This window comes from Phenylobacterium sp., from assembly GCF_020253645.1.
GTDB lineage: Bacteria > Pseudomonadota > Alphaproteobacteria > Caulobacterales > Caulobacteraceae > Phenylobacterium.
Genome location: NZ_JADCBG010000120.1, coordinates 1 through 15,274, shown reverse-complemented (window position 1 = coordinate 15,274; position 15,274 = coordinate 1). Strand labels below are relative to the sequence as shown.

Here is a 15,274-nt window from a genome sequence, read left to right as displayed (position 1 = left end):
CTCTTCCGATCTCGCCCGCAAGGCCCGTCCAGCCCCCGGCGCCCCAGCCCCGCCCGCAATCCGGAGGCTTCACACCCCCGCCGACGGCGAGCACGACGCCCCTTACGGACACCCAGATCACTGCGCTCGGAAAGGGGCGATTCCTTTGGCCGCTTCGGGGTGAGATCCTGTCTGACTTCGGTCCGAAGGGAACTGGCCAGCGCAACGACGGCATCAACATCCGCGCCCCGCGCGGGGCGCCCGTCAGGGCGTCGGCGGCCGGCGAGGTCGTCTACGCGGGAGATCAGGTGCCCGGCTTCGGCAACCTTGTCCTGATCAAGCATCCCGACGGATGGGTGACAGCCTATGCGCACCTGTCGAACGTGGACGTTCGTATCCAGCAGAGGGTTCTGCAGGGGCAGCAGATCGGCGAGGCCGGCGACACGGGCGGCGTTCCGGAGCCCCAGTTGCACTTCGAGATCAGATACGCCCCAACTCCGACCGAGCGCGCCCGGCCGGTCTCACCGACCTTGCTCCTGCCGCGCTGAGGCCTGTTGCGTCTGCCGTCGAATGCGGGCGTATGCAGGGCGGCTCCTAAGCCGGCAGGACAACTCCACGGGAGCCTGCGAGGTCCAGGATGAACTGCCAGGCCACCCGGCCTGACCTGCCGCCCCGCGCCTGAGCCCACTGGAGCGCCCGCCGGTCGATCCCTCGCACGGGCAGGCCATATAGCCGGGCATACCCGCGCACAGCCGCCAGATAGGTTGGCTGGTCCATGGGCGGAAACCCGATCCAGAGCCCGAACCGGTCAGAGACGCTGACCTCTTCTTCGGCATCCTCTGCGGCTGCGATCCGGCCGCGATCTTCAAGGTGAGCTCGCGGCATCAGGTGGCGGCGGTTCGATGTCGCCAGGAAGAGGACATTGGAGGGGGGGCCAGATACACCACCTTCCAGTGCGGATTTCAGCGCCTTGGCCGCATCGGCGCCGTCCTCGAAGGAAAGGTCGTCGCAAAGGACCACAAACCGCTCGGGACGGTTCCTGAGAAGATCAAACAGGCGGGGCAGGGAGGTCAGCTCCTCGCGGTCGACCTCGACAAGCTTCAGGTCGTCTCTGTCTCGCGCCGCCGCCATGAAGGCGGCCTTGGCCATGGAACTCTTTCCTGCGCCCCGAACCCCCCAAAGAAGCACGTGATTGAACGGCAGTCCTGCTGCGAAGCGGGCGAGATTGGCGCTGAGCGTCGCCTTCTGGCGGTCCACTCCAAGCAGGGCCTCCAGGGGCAGCGGGTAATCCGCGGCGGCCACGAAGGCCTGCCGAGAGGCGTCATGTCTGAACATGCGAGCTGCGGTGAAGTCCGCCGCTGGAGGCGCGGGCGGGGCCATTCGCTCAAGCGCCTCGGCGATCCTCGCCAGAAGGGGTGAAAGGTCATCGGTCATATCGCGTGATTAGACACCCAGACCCTCCATTGCAAAAGCTTGGTCGAGCGCATAGCTTCCCGCCACCCAGAGACCGGGCGCGGTGAGCGCCCGCCCCCCATTCGGAGAGGCCATGTTCGCCACACCCGCCTATGCCCAGACCGCCGCCGGCGCCTCCGCCGGGGGCATGGAGGCCATGCTGCTGCAGATCCTCCCCCTGGTTGGTCTGTTCGTTCTTTTCTATTTCCTTCTGATCCGGCCCCAGCAGAAGCGCATGAAGCAGCACCAGCAGATGCTGGCCGCGCTGAAGCGCAACGATGTGGTTGTCCTTGCATCGGGCGTCGTGGGCAAGGTCGTCCGTGTCGAGGATGCAGAGGTCGGCGTCGAGATCGCTCAGGGTGTGACCGTGAAGGTGGTCAAGTCCATGGTCTCGTCCGTACGATCAAAGGGCGAGACCGCCGCCAACGACGCCAAGGCCTAGGCCTGGCCTCATGCTGGCTCCTTCGCGCTGGCGGCTGATTTCGGTTCTCGCCGCCCTGGTCTTCGGCGTGCTGTTCACGCTGCCCAATCTGCTGCCGGCAAGCGTAAGGGACTCACTGCCCCCATTCTTTCCGCGTCAGACGCTGAACCTGGGCCTCGACCTTCAGGGCGGCTCTTACCTCAAGCTGTCTGTCGATACCCGTGCGCTCCGGGTCGAGAAGACCACGAACCTCATCGAAGACATCCGAACCATTCTCCGGGCGGAGGACATCGAGTTCTCTGACCTTGGGCAGGTCGGGCAGGATGTCACCGTGCGGGTTTCCGATCCTGCTCGTGCGAATGAAGCTCTGAACCTGCTGCGTTCGCGCCTCGGCGGCGACGTCGCCACGGGCGGCGCCGGGCTTGAGCTCAGTGCTCAGCCCGACCAGAGGATCCGACTTCGCTTCTCCGAGCAGGCCCTCAATGCCGAGGCAAGCCGGGCGGTGGACCAGTCCATCGAGATCATCCGGCGGCGGATTGACGCCCTTGGCACCCGGGAACCCGCCATCCAGCGACAGGGTTTCGACCAGATCGTGGTGCAGGCGCCGGGTGAGAGCGATCCGGAGCGTCTGAAATCGATCATCGGACAGACAGCGAAGCTGACGTTCCAGATGGTGGATGACTCGGTTCCCGTGGCTGAAGCCCTGCAGGGCCGGGCTCCTCCGGGTTCAGTCATCCTCCCGAGCCAGGACGAGGGGCCGATGCTCCTGAAGAAGCGGGCGGTGGTGACCGGCGAGATGCTGACGGAAGCCTCCCAGGGCTTCGATGGACAGACTGGTCAGCCAGTCGTCAACTTCCGCTTCAACGGTCAGGGAGCCACGCGCTTTGGAGAGGTCACGGCCAACAATATCGGGAAGCGCTTCGCCATCGTGCTCGATGGCAAGATCATCTCGGCGCCGGTCATCCAGAGCGCCATCATGGGTGGGTCCGGCCAGATTTCAGGGAACTTCACTGCTGAGACCGCCAACGATCTTGCGGTGCTCCTTCGGGCGGGAGCCCTGCCGGCGCCCCTGACGGTCGAGCAGCAGAATACTGTCGGGGCCGAGTTGGGCGCCGACGCCGTGAGGGCGGGCGCGATCTCCATGGCGATCGGCGCTGTCTTGATGTTCGCCTTCATCCTCCTTGCCTACGGCCTTTTCGGTGTCTTCGCCGCCCTCGCCTTGGTGCTGAACGTCCTCCTGTTGATCGGCATCATGTCGATGACCCAGGCCACCCTGACCTTTCCGGGCATTGCGGGGATCATCCTGACCATGGCGGTGGCGGTTGACGCCAACGTCCTGATCTATGAACGGGTTCGGGACGAGGCGCATCTGGGGCGGTCGCCGCTCCAGGCCCTGGAGCATGGCTATGAGCGCGCCCTGGTGTCGATCTTCGACGCCAACGTGACCAGCGCCATCGCTGCAATCATCATGTTCATGTTCGGCGCCGGCGCTGTCCGAGGCTTTGCATGGACCCTTCTGATCGGCGTGCTCACCTCGGTCTTCACGGCGGTGGTCGTGACCCAGCTCCTGATCGGCTGGTGGTACCGGACGAGGAAGCCCAAGACCCTGCCCATCGTCTAGAGGCTCTCATGCGCTGGCCCCTGATCACCAACCTTCCCCGCGTCTTCAACCTGGACTTCGTGCGGTACGCGCCGGTGGCGGCGGTGATTTCATCGATTCTGATCGCGATATCCTTCGGGTCCCTTGCCATCCGTGGCCTCAACTTCGGGATCGATTTCGTCGGCGGCGCCCTGATCGAGGTCGAGACCGCCAAGCCCATCGATGTCGGCGGCCTGCGCAGGGTGCTGACCGAAGCCGGAGGCGAGGACGCCCAGGTCCAGGGCCTGGGCCAGGGCAACGGCGCCATCCTGAGGTTTCGCGTTCCCGAGAACGCCGACCTCAATGCGAGTACGCAGCAGGTCAAGGACGCCCTTCAGAAGGCTTTCCCGGGTATCGAGATCCGGCGGGCAGAGACGGTGGGCGGCAAGGTCTCCGGCGAGCTTGCGAGATCCGGCGCCATCGCGCTGGCGATCGCCATGCTTCTGATGCTCTTCTACATCTGGTTTCGCTTCCAGCTGCAGTTCGGGCTGGGGGCCGTCGCAGCGATCCTGCACGACGTCATTCTGACCATGGGCATCCTGTCCCTGACCCAACTCGAGGTCTCGATGACCTCCATCGCGGCCTTGCTGACGGTGATCGGCTATTCGATGAACGAGAAGGTGATCACCTTCGACCGCCTGCGTGAGAATCTCCGCAAATACAAGACGACCCCTCTCCGAGACATCATCAACCGGTCCGAGAACGAGCGTCTTTCCAGAAACCTGATTACCGGGACGACAGCCATCATCGCTCTGTCGGGAGCTCTCTTCTTTGGCGGTCCAGTCCTCTTTCCCCTCGTCTTCACCATGGTTTTCGGGGTGATCGTAGGGACCTATTCGTCCATCTACGTGGCGCTCCCGATTATCCTTCTGTGGGGTGTGCGACGGGATGATGATGAACCGGCCCCCCTCAGGTCGGCCAACCTTCCCCAAAGATGAGCCGATCCGCACCGCAGGTCGATGCTTACGGCGGCGGCGGGTTCCGGCTGTCGGGGGAATGGCATGGAGGTTCCGTTCTCATATTCGAGGACGTGGCGCGGACCTGGGAGGTCGCCACCCCTTCAGGGCTCTCTCTCTCTGACCTCTCCGTCGTTCTTGAGGCTCCTCCGGGGACCTGTGAGCTTCTGGTTCTGGGCATGGGGCCGGTGAACTCCCTGCCTTCCAGGCAGGTGCGGGAGGCCTTCCTGCGGGCAGGCATAGGACTGGAGTTCCTCGACACTCCGGCGGCCGCCCGGCTCTACAACCTGCTCACGTCGGAAGGGCGGCGCCTGGCTGCAGGACTCATCGCGGTTTGATCCCTATCAAACCTCGACTTCCCGCAGGCGCCGAATACCCCTAATAGTGGACGCCAAGGGAAGATAACCAGAGGGCTGAACATGTCGAATCTCGTCTCGGGACTCCTGTCGAACCTGCGAAATACGGTGATCCTGAGCTCGATCATCACGCTCGTGGTGATCGGCGGTTACCTGCAGCATTCGGGCGCGGTGGACGCCATCTTCGTCCAGGCCGTCCTGCGGTTCCTGCACCTGCTCTTCGGGATCATGTGGATCGGGCTGCTGTACTACTTCAACTTTGTCCAGCTTCGGAAAATGCCGGAGATTCCGGCCGAGCTGAAGCCCGCTGTTTCCAAGTATATCGCTCCGGAGGCGCTGTTCTGGTTCCGCTGGGCTGCGGTCTTCACATGGGTGTCGGGCGTCCTGCTGGCCTACAATCGCGGATATCTCTTTGATGCAGCCGCCCTTGGCCTGACCAGTCAGAATCCGCAGCACAGCTTCATTGGCCTGGGCATGTGGCTGGCGACTGTGATGGCCTTCAATGTCTGGGTCTTCATCTGGCCGAACCAGAAGATCGCCCTCGGCATTGTCGATGCGGATGCCGACGCCAAGGCCAAGGCGGCGAAGACCGCCATGCTCTTCTCGCGTCTCAACACCTTCCTTTCCATCCCGATGCTGGCGACGATGGGAATGAACCAGACGATCTTCGGCTGATCCCCGGAGTTCCGCCTTATGGACGGGCCCGCAGTGACTGCGGGCCCGTTTTCCTGTGAGGACCAGGTGCGGGTGCAATGAGCGAAGAGGCAATCGGGACGCCTGGGGTCGAACCCCCTGACGACCTTGAGGCGTCGCTCTCCCGCATCGACCCCGATCGCTGGCTTTCCAGCCGTTTCGCCGCCGGGCCGCACGTTCGGCGGGCCCTGGTCGCCCTCTATGCCTTCGATAACGAGCTGGCGCGTGCACCTCGCGCAGCCTCAAACCCCTTGGTTGCGGAGATGCGCCTGGCCTGGTGGCGGGAGACGCTGGAAGAAGTCCGGTCGGGCGCGGCTGTCCGTCGGCATCCTACAGCTCTCTCCCTCGCCGAAGCCGTTCGGGACCATGGCTTTGACCTCGCTCTTCTGGAGCGACTGATCGACGCCCGGCTTCGGGAGCTCGAAGACAGGCCCATGTCCCTTGAGGAGGCCCTGGAGTGGGCGGACGGGACGGGCGGGACTTGCGCCCGCCTGGCCTCGGGCCTGCTGGATCCCGTGTCAGACCCCGAAGCCGCCGAGGCCGGCGGCTCAGCCTGGTCCATCGGCCGCCTGATCCTGACCGCCGGTCTGTCGCCGGATGCGGCCAGAGAGGCCCTGGAGCGCCGGCTCGACCGCGCCCGTGGGGTCAGCGCCGCGGCATTTCCAGCCATAGCGCATGCCGCACTGGCGCGGGCTCGGGCTGCGGGACGAAGACCCTCAGCTCTCGGCGACCGTCTCCGCCTGATGCGCGCAGTGCTGACCGGGCGCATCTGAGGCCCAGGCCGCGAGGTCCGCAAGGGCGCGCTCGCCCATGGCCAGCTTGCGCCCCTTGCTGCGCACCTTGGCGCCCAGCCGGCGACCGTCCGCATCGCGTTTCGGCGTCTCGACCGGGGGCATGAGGCCGTAATTGATGTTCATCGGCTGGAATGAGCCCCGGCCGCCATCGAGGTGTCCGCCGGTGATGTGGTTGACGAGGGCGCCCATGGCGGTCGTCCCGGGCGGGGCCTCAAGGGGCCTGCCGAGGCGCTCGGCCGCCGCGAGGCGACCGGCGACCAGTCCGATGGCCGCGCTTTCAACATAGCCCTCGACCCCGGTCACCTGCCCGGCGAACCGAAGTCGGGGCATCGCCTTCAGTCTCAGCTGGCGGTCAAGGAGCCGGGGGCTGTTCAGAAAGGTGTTTCGGTGAAGCCCGCCAAGCCGCGCAAAGACGGCCCTCTCCAGTCCCGGGATCATCCGGAAGACTTCACTCTGGGCGCCATGCTTCAGCTTGGTCTGGAAGCCGACCATGTTCCAGAGCGTCCCGAGCGCGTTGTCCTGCCGGAGCTGGACGACAGCCCAGGGCTTCTCCTCCGGACGGTGGGCGTTTGTCAGCCCGACCGGTTTCATGGGTCCGTATCTCAGGGTCTCCCGACCGCGTTCGGCCATCACCTCGATCGGCAGGCATCCATCAAAGTAGGGAACATTCTCCCACTCCCGGAATTCAGACTTCGGGCCGGCAAGCAGGGCGTCGACGAAGGCCTCATACTGGTCCCGATCCATCGGGCAGTTGATGTAGGCTTGGGTCTCGCCGCCAGGCCCGGCCTTGTCATAGCGCGACTGCCGCCAGGCGATGTCCATGTCGATGGACTCAAGTGTGACGATGGGGGCGATGGCGTCGAAGAAGGAGAGTTCATCCTCGCCCGTCAGGCCCTGGATAGCCTGCGCAAGGGCCGGCGAGGTGAGGGGGCCTGTGGCGATGATCACCTGGTCCCAGTCTGCTGGCGGCAGACCCGTGACTTCGCCCCTTCGGATCGTCACCAGCGGGTGGCTGGAGAGGCGGGCGGTCACCTCGGCGGAGAAGCCGTCGCGGTCTACGGCCAATGCACCGCCGGCGGGAACCTGGTGGATGTCGCCGCAGGACAGGATGACTGAGTCCAACCTTCGCATCTCGGCGTGCAGCAAACCAACCGCGTTCGACGTCCAGTCGTCGGCCCGGAACGAGTTGGAGCAGACCAGTTCAGCAAGATTCTCTGTGTGATGCGCGTCTGTGCCTCGAAGGGGGCGCATCTCATGGAGCACGACCTGGACGCCTGCTCGGGCGATCTGCCAAGCCGCCTCGGAGCCTGCAAGTCCGCCGCCGATGACATGAATGGGAGCCGGTGACATGCGTGACTAACTAGCAACGATCCGGCCAGATCGCGAGCCTAACCTCGGCCGGACTTGCGCCCGGCTGGACCTGGTAGCCAAATGGGTGAGGGGAAGGACCGATTCAGGACCTGCGGGTCACGGTTCAGGTGTGCGAAATGACGGTGTTTTCCGCAGTCGATGCGGCGTTTGAGGGCTTTCGGATCACCTGGGAGAAGCCGCGCACCCTGATGGTGTGGACGGGTTTCTTCGTCATCCTGAACCTGACCATGCCCCTCATCATCTTCGGACTTGGGCTCAACACCCAGATGGCTGCGCTCGAAGCAGCGGCGGATGGTCCGGCCAGGGATCCGGCGGCTGAACTTGAAAGCATGGCGGCCCTGGCTCCCCTCTATGCGGTGCTGCTGCCGGTGGGGCTGGTGGTTCAGGCGGTGATTGCGGCCGCCGTCTTCCGGCTGGTGCTCGACCCGGAGGACTCCCGTGTTCACCCGGTTCAGTTCGGCCAGGAGGAGGTCCGCCTGATCCTTCTGGCACTGGCCTATACCTTCTTCTTCCTGATGGCGGTCGTCGCCGCGGTCCTGGTCGGCGGTGTGGTTGCGGGGATCGCGGGCGCGTTCGGAGCCGGCCCGCTTGTCGGAATTCTCCTCGCCTTCTCCCTGATCGGCGCCCTTGTCTATGTCGCCATCCGAATGTCGCTGGGACCGGTGATCACCTTCTCGGAAGGAAGGGTCGCCCTCTTCGATTCATGGGCCATGACCCGCGGGCTGTTCTGGCCCATCCTTGGCGCCTACGCCCTCGCCGTGATCGCGGTTCTGATTTTCTATCTCCTGTCCCTCATTCTCGCCACCGCATTGGGGGCCCTGCTGTCGGGAGGTGATCTCGCCGCCGTGGCCAGCGTCATGCGACCGGACATGACCTCTCTGGAGGCCTACTTCACCCCCGGCCAGGTGCTCATGAGCCTGTTCGGCGCCTTTACGACCGCAGTCTACAACGCCGTGATCTCGGCCCCCGGGGCGGTGATCTATCGGGAAATCCGGGCCCGCGCGTCGGCGTCCTGAGGTTTCAGGCGGTCGCGCTGGGTCGCGCCGCCAGACGCTGCCGCCAAGTGTCGAGCGCCCTGAGCTCCGGATCGCACGGCAGACCGATCCAGTCCGCGAAATCCACGGTCGTCTGCAGGCAGATGTCGGCCATGGTCAGGGTGTCGAGGGCGAGGAACTCCCGGTCCTTCAGGGCGCGGTCGAAGAAGCGCTGGGCGCCGGCCCAGGTCTCTCGGTTGGATTCCCCGAAGTCCTTGTACTGGGTCAGGAGGGCGGCCGTGCGCGGGTGAGCGTGTCGCCAGAAGTTGCCGACCGGCATCATGGCCACGAACTCCACCCGTCGGATCCACTGGTCGACAACAGCCTTCTCGATGGCTGTCTGGCCGAACATCGGCGGGTCGGGATGGACCTCGTCGAAGTAGCGGCAGATGGCGACGGTCTCGGAGATGCAGGTCCCGTCGTCGAGCTCCAGGGTCGGAATCTGGCCCAGGGGGTTGCGGGCGCGGAACTCCTCGGACTTGTGCTCCCGCTTCATCATGTCGATCCGCGTCTCGGGCAGGTCGATGCCCTTCTCCGCCAGGAAGATGCGCACGCGGCGGGGGTTCGGGGCCGGGTTAGGCGCGCCGTAGAGCTTCATTCCGGGTCTCCGAGGCGCCGTGGGAAGGATCAGGCGGAAACAGCCAGGCGCCGGGCTGCACGCCTTTGCTCATGCCGGGCCAGAATGTCCGCCAGATAGCGTCCCGTCCAGCTTGCTGGTTCGGCCGCGACGGCTTCAGGCGTGCCCGCCGCGACGATCTGGCCGCCCCCGTCGCCGCCCTCAGGGCCGAAGTCGAGGATCCAGTCGGCAGTCTTCACCACATCGAGGTTATGCTCGATCACCACCACGGTGTTGCCGGCATCCGCCAGCTCGTGCAGCACTTCGAGCAGCTTGCGGACATCCTCGAAATGCAGGCCGGTAGTGGGTTCATCGAGGATGTAGAGCGTCTTGCCGGTCGCCCGGCGCGACAGTTCCTTGGACAGCTTCACCCTCTGCGCCTCGCCGCCTGAGAGGGTGGTGGCCTGCTGGCCGACCTTGACGTAGCCCAGCCCCACCCGCTTCAGCGTTGCCATCTTCTCTCGAACGGTCGGGACGGCCTTGAAGAAGTCATGGGCCTCGTCGACGGTCATTTCGAGGACATCGGAGATCGACTTGCCCTTGAAGAGGATCTCAAGCGTTTCGCGGTTGTAGCGCCGACCCTGGCAGACGTCGCAGGTCACGTAGACGTCGGGCAGGAAGTGCATCTCGATCTTGATCAGGCCATCGCCCTGGCACGCCTCGCAACGCCCACCCTTGACGTTGAAGCTGAACCGCCCCGGTCCATAGCCCCGGGCCTTGGCTTCCGGGAGGCCTGCGAACCAGTCCCGTATCGGCTGGAAGGCGCCTGTATAGGTGGCCGGGTTCGAGCGGGGGGTCCGCCCGATGGGCGACTGGTCGATATCGATGACCTTGTCGAAGTGCTGCAGGCCCTCGATCCGGTCATGGGGCGCAGGGGCGTCGGCGGCGTTGTGGAGACGCCGGGCGGCGGCCTTGAAGAGGGTCTCGATGGTGAAGGTGGACTTCCCCCCGCCGGAGACGCCGGTGATGCAGGTCAGGGTCCCGACGGGGATCTCAGCCGTCACGGACTTCAGGTTGTTGCCGGACGCCCCGCAGACCCTGAGGACCCGGGCGCCCTTCACCTGACGCCGCCGGTCGGGAAGGGGGATCTCGGCGGCCCCGCAAAGGTAGCGCCCGGTGAGGCTTTCCGGGTCGGCCATGATCTCGCCCGGCCTGCCCTGACTGACGACGCGTCCCCCATTGACCCCCGCTCCGGGACCCATGTCGATGACATGGTCGGCGGTCAGGATGGCCTCCTCATCGTGCTCGACCACCAGGACCGAGTTGCCTAGGTCTCTCAGGCCACGCAGGCTGTCGAGGAGGCGGGTATTGTCCCTCTGGTGCAGGCCGATGGAAGGTTCATCCAGCACGTAGAGCACGCCGGTCAGCCCCGAGCCGATCTGGCTGGCCAGGCGGATCCGCTGGCTTTCTCCGCCCGAGAGGGTGCCGGAGGCGCGGGAAAGGTTGAGATAGTCGAGCCCGACATTGACCAGGAACCGGAGGCGATCGTTGATCTCCTTCAGGATCCGCCGGGCGATCTCCATCTGCTTGGCGGTGAGCCGACCTTCGAGGCTGGCGAACCACTCCCCGGCGTCGCGGATGGACAGTCGCGAAACCTCGCCGATGTGGCGCCCGTCGATCCGCACGGCGAGGGCCTCGGGCTTCAGGCGATAGCCTGTGCAGGCCTCACAAGGGGTCTCGGACTGGAACCGGCCAAGCTCCTCCCGGACCCAGGCGGAGTCCGTCTCCCGCCAGCGCCGCTCAAGGTTGGGTACGACGCCCTCGAAGGTCTTGTTGACCTCATACTTCCGGGCGTTGTCGTCGTATACGAAGTGAATCTTCTCGCCGCCGGATCCGTGGAGGACCACCTTGCGCGCCGCTTCGGGCAGGTCGGACCAGGGGGCGTCCATTGAGAAGCCGTAGTGGCGGGCCAGGGCCTGCAGGGTCTGGGTGTAGAGAGGGGAGGGGCCCTTGGACCAGGGGGCGATGGCCCCGCCATGCAGGGTCCGGCTCCGGTCCGGGACCACACGGTCGGCGTCAAAGGCCAGCCGCGCGCCCAGGCCGTCGCAGGTGGGGCAGGCGCCGAAGGGGTTGTTGAAGGAGAACAGCCGGGGCTCGATCTCCGAAATGGTGAACCCCGAGACCGGACAGGCGAATTTCTCGGAGAAGATCAGTCGCTGGGGTTCGCTTGCGCCCTCGGGAATGTCGGCCCACTCGGCGACGGCGATGCCGTCGGCCAGGCGCAGGGCCGTCTCGAGGGAGTCGGCGTAGCGGCTCTCCAGCCCGGCGCGGGTGACCAGGCGGTCCACGACCACGTCGATGTCGTGCTTGAACTTCTTGTCGAGGACCGGGGCGTCCTCGATGGGGAAGAACTCGCCGTTGATCTTCAGCCGCTGGAAACCCGCCTTCTGCCACTCGGCGATCTCCTTGCGGTACTCTCCCTTCCGGCCGCGCACCACGGGCGCCAGCAGGTAGATCCGCTCGCCCTCGGGAAGGGCGCAGAGCTTGTCCACCATCTGAGAGACGGTCTGGCTCTCGATGGGCAGACCGGTGGCCGGGGAATAGGGCACGCCCACCCTGGCCCAGAGCAGTCGCATGTAGTCGTGGATCTCGGTCACCGTTCCGACGGTCGACCGGGGGTTCCGGCTGGTGGTCTTCTGTTCGATGGAGATGGCCGGGGACAGACCCTCGATCAGGTCGACGTCCGGCTTGCTCATCAGCTCCAGGAACTGGCGCGCATAGGCCGACAGGCTCTCGACATAGCGCCTCTGGCCCTCGGCATAGATGGTGTCGAAGGCGAGCGAGCTCTTTCCGGAACCGGACAGGCCGGTGAGCACGACCAGCTTGCCCCGGGGAATGTCGATGTCGACATCCCTCAGGTTGTGTTCGCGGGCGCCGCGCACCCGGATGAAGTTCTGGTCGTCGGACATGTCGCTAAGGCCGCGTCCCGCGTCCGGGCCGGCGGCCTCCCCCTGGCAAGAGGCCTCGGATAACACCGGAACATGAGGCGAACAAGCCACAGCAAAGGCGGGCGTCGCCGTGGCTGTGGATCACCCCTCGCGGACGGCGTAGACCGGCCGGCGCTTCTCCAGGAAGGCCCGTACACCCTCACCGAAATCGCCGTCCTGCGCGCAGAGGATCTGGTTTCGGTCCTCCATGGCGATGGCGGCCTCCAACCCCTGGGCGTCGATGGCATGGTTCAGCGCCTCCTTGGTCAGCCTCAGGCCCAGCGGCGTGGCGTGAAGCATGTCCGAGGCGAACTCCCTCGCCTCGGCCTCCAGGGCGTCCGGCTCGACGATTCGGCTGACAAGGCCCAGCTGGTGGGCTCGTTCCGCGCCCATGAACCGACCGGTCAGCATGTACTCCGCCGCCACCGAACTTCCGACCATGCGCGGAAGGAAGTAGCTGACCCCGATGTCGCAGGCCGACAGGCCGATACGGATGAAGGCCGCATTCATCTTCAGGGTCGGGGTGGCGATGCGCACGTCCGAGGCCAGGGCCAGGGCGAAGCCGCCGCCGCTCGCCGCGCCGTCCACGCAGGCGATGATGGGCTGGGGACAGCGGCGCATGGCGATGACGATCTCGCTGATCCGCCGCTGGCCGGTGAGGCCCGCGCCCACGGACCGGTCGGCGTTGTCTCCGCTGCGCTCCTTCAGGTCGAGGCCGGCGCAGAAGGCGCGTCCGGCCCCTCTCAGGACCACCACGCGGACGTCGTGCCGCCAGTAGAGGCCGACGAAGAAGTCCCTCAGTTCCTCGACGAGGCGGGGATTGAGGGCGTTCAGCCGTTCCGGCCGGTTCATGGTCGCCCAGGCGACCTGATCCTCGATGCGCACGTCCAGGTGTTCATAGGTCATCAGTCGGCCTTTCCGGAGTTGAGGCGATCCCGGACGGCCTCCGCAGCCTTCAGCACGCGCAGGGCGTTGCCACCCCAGATCTTGTTGATGTCGGCCTGTCCGTAGCCTGCCGCCAGGAGCCGGCGGGTGATCTCGGGAAAGCCCGTAACGTCCTCAAGGCCCTCGATCCCGCCGCCGCCGTCAAAGTCGCCAGAAATTCCCACGTGATCAGGACCCACGAGCTCGAGGGCGTGAAGCATGTGCGCCATGAGGTCATCCATGTTGGCCCGTGGAAGAGGCCAGCGGGCATCGATCGACTGCCTTCCTTCCGCAAACGCCCGTCTCTGGGCCGCCGTCATGTTGCGTCCCGAGATGCCGAGAGACCTTGCGAGCTCAGCGAGGGCCGCTTCGCGCTCGGGTATCCTGGGCGTTGTGATCATGTAGGCCGAGAAGGCGTTGATCTGAATGACGCCGCCCTTTGCAGCCAGGGCCTTAAGTCTCTCGTCGTCGACATTCCTCGGATGATCGAAGACGTCCTTGCACCCGGAATGAGACAGGATGATGGGCGCCTCCGAAAGAGCAATCATCTGGTCGAGGGCTTCGTCGCTCGCATGGCTGGCGTCGATGACCATCCCCAGCCGGTTCGCCTGCGCGACAAATGACTGTCCCAACGGGGAGAGCCCGCCCCAAAGACGCGTATCGGTGGACGAATCCGAGAGGTCATTGTTCCGGAAGTGAACCGGTCCGACCATCCGCACGCCGAGGTCATAGAAGGTCTTCAGGAGGGACAGGTCGCCTGCGACCGGCGCACCATTCTCCATGCTCATGAAGACGAAGCGCTTCTTGCGGGCGAGGATACGCTCGGCGTCATCCGCCGTCAGGGCGAGTTCGAACTGGTCTCCGTGCCGCGCCACCATCTCGCGGATCTCCGAGGTCCTGAAGACCGCGTGGTCCCTGGCCGCGGCGTTGCCCTCCGGGCCCAGTGGCCCCTGAGGCGTGAAGACCACGAAAAAGCCGCCATCGACTCCGCCTTCGATCATGCGGGGCAGATCGACCTGGCTGTCGTCCAGCCGCCAGTCATGACGGTTCAGAATGCTCCACCCCGGACGGCTGAAATTTGCGGGCGTGTCAAAGTGGGTATCCAATACGACCGCGGCGTCATGGACCCTCCGGGCGTCCGGGGACGCAGCAACCGCACCGGCCGATGCGGCGAGGGCCGAAAGACCAAGGATGAAACCTGCGATGCGCCGCACCGGTAATGAGGAAGGGGACTTGTGAGTCACGGTCGGGCTCCGTTTCTCCCGCACCCTGCCTGCAGGGGCGTAGCCCGCGCAAGCCCCAGATCCGGAGCGAAGCCCCGGCTTCAAGCCTTCTGGTTGAGCGTTATGGATGTCGCAAGGCTCATGACGTGGGCCTTGGCCCCGGGACCGTATCCGACGCCACGTGACCGTTGGGAGGCCACCTCATTGGCGATCGCCTGGACCAATCCCTCCGTGACCGTCTTGGCCGCCTCAAGGGCGCGTCCCTGCCGAGCGAGGACCGCGTCGAAGGCCTCCGTCGCCCGCATCAACCGGGTCCTGTCCTCCAGGGAGGCATGACTGATGAGGTCTGGATTCGACCGGACTCTGGCGGATTCATGCCGATAGATATTGGCCAGCCGGGATGTCTCCTCGACCAGTGCGGCAGCGTCCTGGGGACGGTGGGACTCAAAGGCCTGGGCCTCGGCTGCGATCAGCTCCGTCAGTCGCTCAGTAAGGTCGATGAGCTGATGAACCCGCTCACCGGGGGTGTCTGCCGACAAGGCCATCATCGTTTCTCCTAGCTGAGCCCCTGAAGCCTGAGCATCTCCGCCTGGACGGGGCCGGAGAGGCCCACGCCGCCGGATTTCGTGATCTGCCGGGCTATAGCGTCGCCCAGGAAGGACCTGAAGGCGGCCTCACCGCTGCCGCCGGTAAAAGGGCCTTGCGTCTCCATTCCGGCGAACATCTGTCCGATCATCACCGAGAGGAACGAGGTCTCGAAGGCCTGGGCGGCTTCCGTGATCCTGCGCCGCTGGATCGCCTCGGGCGAGGGCGCGAGCGGGGAGGGCGCAAAGTTCGAGGATACAGCTGTCGTCATCACATCACCTCGATATCGGCCTGCAGGGCGCCG

16 protein-coding genes are annotated in these 15,274 nt (G+C 65.5%); 8 read left to right on the top strand and 8 right to left on the bottom strand.

The window, feature by feature from the left end:
- The coding region (locus INE98_RS08680; RefSeq protein ID WP_293538256.1) for a murein hydrolase activator EnvC at nucleotides 1-527 on the top strand (527 nt) is incomplete at its 5' end.
- A gap of 46 nt (nucleotides 528-573) precedes the next feature.
- On the opposite strand, the gene INE98_RS08675 is transcribed toward INE98_RS08680, so the two are convergent.
- Nucleotides 574-1,413 carry an ATP-binding protein gene (locus tag INE98_RS08675; RefSeq protein ID WP_293538254.1) on the bottom strand — a complete coding sequence of 280 codons (840 nt, stop codon included), beginning with the start codon at nucleotides 1,411-1,413 and terminating at the stop codon, nucleotides 574-576.
- A 112-nt stretch (nucleotides 1,414-1,525) separates the two neighbouring features.
- Between INE98_RS08675 and yajC the strand changes: the two genes are divergently transcribed.
- From yajC to INE98_RS08645, 6 genes are all read left to right on the top strand, one after another.
- Entirely contained in the window at nucleotides 1,526-1,873 is a 348-nt protein-coding gene (gene yajC / locus INE98_RS08670; RefSeq protein WP_293538252.1) for a preprotein translocase subunit YajC, read from the top strand.
- 10 nt (nucleotides 1,874-1,883) lie between these two features.
- A complete protein-coding gene (gene secD, locus INE98_RS08665) occupies nucleotides 1,884-3,473 on the top strand; it encodes a protein translocase subunit SecD (RefSeq protein WP_293538250.1) in 1,590 nt (529 codons plus the stop codon).
- Between the two features lie 8 nt (nucleotides 3,474-3,481).
- Nucleotides 3,482-4,429 (top strand): protein translocase subunit SecF, encoded by a 948-nt coding sequence (secF, locus tag INE98_RS08660; protein ID WP_293538248.1) that lies wholly within the window; start codon nucleotides 3,482-3,484, stop codon nucleotides 4,427-4,429.
- The gene (locus INE98_RS08655; protein WP_293538246.1) at nucleotides 4,426-4,785 is read left to right on the top strand and encodes an Mth938-like domain-containing protein; all 360 of its coding nucleotides are present in this window, start codon (nucleotides 4,426-4,428) and stop codon (nucleotides 4,783-4,785) included. Before secF ends, INE98_RS08655 begins: the two co-directional genes overlap by 4 nt.
- A gap of 81 nt (nucleotides 4,786-4,866) precedes the next feature.
- On the top strand, nucleotides 4,867-5,478 hold the full coding sequence (locus INE98_RS08650) for a urate hydroxylase PuuD (protein WP_293538244.1): 612 nt from the start codon (nucleotides 4,867-4,869) through the stop codon (nucleotides 5,476-5,478).
- Nucleotides 5,479-5,555: 77 nt separating this feature from the next.
- Nucleotides 5,556-6,269, top strand: coding sequence for a squalene/phytoene synthase family protein (locus INE98_RS08645; RefSeq protein ID WP_293538242.1), 714 nt, complete (start codon nucleotides 5,556-5,558; stop codon nucleotides 6,267-6,269).
- On the opposite strand, the gene trmFO is transcribed toward INE98_RS08645, so the two are convergent.
- Nucleotides 6,213-7,640, bottom strand: coding sequence for a methylenetetrahydrofolate--tRNA-(uracil(54)-C(5))-methyltransferase (FADH(2)-oxidizing) TrmFO (gene trmFO, locus INE98_RS08640; RefSeq protein ID WP_293538240.1), 1,428 nt, complete (start codon nucleotides 7,638-7,640; stop codon nucleotides 6,213-6,215). The genes INE98_RS08645 and trmFO overlap by 57 nt on opposite strands.
- Before the next feature lie 137 nt (nucleotides 7,641-7,777).
- On the opposite strand from trmFO, the gene INE98_RS08635 reads away from it, so the two are divergent.
- Nucleotides 7,778-8,677 (top strand): hypothetical protein, encoded by a 900-nt coding sequence (locus tag INE98_RS08635; RefSeq protein WP_293538238.1) that lies wholly within the window; start codon nucleotides 7,778-7,780, stop codon nucleotides 8,675-8,677.
- 4 nt (nucleotides 8,678-8,681) lie between these two features.
- On the opposite strand, the gene INE98_RS08630 is transcribed toward INE98_RS08635, so the two are convergent.
- The 6 genes from INE98_RS08630 to INE98_RS08605 all read right to left on the bottom strand — a co-directional run.
- A complete protein-coding gene (locus tag INE98_RS08630; RefSeq protein WP_293538237.1) occupies nucleotides 8,682-9,293 on the bottom strand; it encodes a glutathione S-transferase family protein in 612 nt (203 codons plus the stop codon).
- A 29-nt stretch (nucleotides 9,294-9,322) separates the two neighbouring features.
- Nucleotides 9,323-12,220, bottom strand: coding sequence for an excinuclease ABC subunit UvrA (gene uvrA, locus INE98_RS08625; protein WP_293538235.1), 2,898 nt, complete (start codon nucleotides 12,218-12,220; stop codon nucleotides 9,323-9,325).
- Nucleotides 12,221-12,340: 120 nt separating this feature from the next.
- The gene (locus INE98_RS08620) at nucleotides 12,341-13,144 is read right to left on the bottom strand and encodes an enoyl-CoA hydratase-related protein (protein ID WP_293538233.1); all 804 of its coding nucleotides are present in this window, start codon (nucleotides 13,142-13,144) and stop codon (nucleotides 12,341-12,343) included.
- Nucleotides 13,144-14,406, bottom strand: a complete 1,263-nt coding sequence (locus INE98_RS08615; protein WP_293538231.1) for a dipeptidase — start codon at nucleotides 14,404-14,406, stop codon at nucleotides 13,144-13,146. Before INE98_RS08615 ends, INE98_RS08620 begins: the two co-directional genes overlap by 1 nt.
- Nucleotides 14,407-14,486: 80 nt before the next feature.
- Nucleotides 14,487-14,930 carry a flagellar basal body protein gene (locus tag INE98_RS08610; protein ID WP_293538229.1) on the bottom strand — a complete coding sequence of 148 codons (444 nt, stop codon included), beginning with the start codon at nucleotides 14,928-14,930 and terminating at the stop codon, nucleotides 14,487-14,489.
- A gap of 11 nt (nucleotides 14,931-14,941) precedes the next feature.
- A partial coding sequence (locus INE98_RS08605) for a rod-binding protein (protein WP_293538227.1) occupies nucleotides 14,942-15,274 on the bottom strand: 333 nt, incomplete at its 5' end.

Excerpts from the sequence above, each read along its gene's own strand:
- uvrA (WP_293538235.1), bottom strand. The coding sequence starts at position 12,220 with ATGTCCGACGACCAGAACTTCATCCGGGTGCGCGGCGCCCGCGAACAC.
- INE98_RS08655 (WP_293538246.1), top strand. The coding sequence starts at position 4,426 with ATGAGCCGATCCGCACCGCAGGTCGATGCTTACGGCGGCGGCGGGTTC.
- INE98_RS08620 (WP_293538233.1), bottom strand. The coding sequence starts at position 13,144 with ATGACCTATGAACACCTGGACGTGCGCATCGAGGATCAGGTCGCCTGG.
- yajC (WP_293538252.1), top strand. The coding sequence starts at position 1,526 with ATGTTCGCCACACCCGCCTATGCCCAGACCGCCGCCGGCGCCTCCGCC.
- secD (WP_293538250.1), top strand. The coding sequence starts at position 1,884 with ATGCTGGCTCCTTCGCGCTGGCGGCTGATTTCGGTTCTCGCCGCCCTG.
- trmFO (WP_293538240.1), bottom strand. The coding sequence starts at position 7,640 with ATGTCACCGGCTCCCATTCATGTCATCGGCGGCGGACTTGCAGGCTCC.
- secF (WP_293538248.1), top strand. The coding sequence starts at position 3,482 with ATGCGCTGGCCCCTGATCACCAACCTTCCCCGCGTCTTCAACCTGGAC.
- INE98_RS08645 (WP_293538242.1), top strand. The coding sequence starts at position 5,556 with ATGAGCGAAGAGGCAATCGGGACGCCTGGGGTCGAACCCCCTGACGAC.
- INE98_RS08610 (WP_293538229.1), bottom strand. The coding sequence starts at position 14,930 with ATGGCCTTGTCGGCAGACACCCCCGGTGAGCGGGTTCATCAGCTCATC.
- INE98_RS08630 (WP_293538237.1), bottom strand. The coding sequence starts at position 9,293 with ATGAAGCTCTACGGCGCGCCTAACCCGGCCCCGAACCCCCGCCGCGTG.
- INE98_RS08650 (WP_293538244.1), top strand. The coding sequence starts at position 4,867 with ATGTCGAATCTCGTCTCGGGACTCCTGTCGAACCTGCGAAATACGGTG.
- INE98_RS08675 (WP_293538254.1), bottom strand. The coding sequence starts at position 1,413 with ATGACCGATGACCTTTCACCCCTTCTGGCGAGGATCGCCGAGGCGCTT.
- INE98_RS08635 (WP_293538238.1), top strand. The coding sequence starts at position 7,778 with ATGACGGTGTTTTCCGCAGTCGATGCGGCGTTTGAGGGCTTTCGGATC.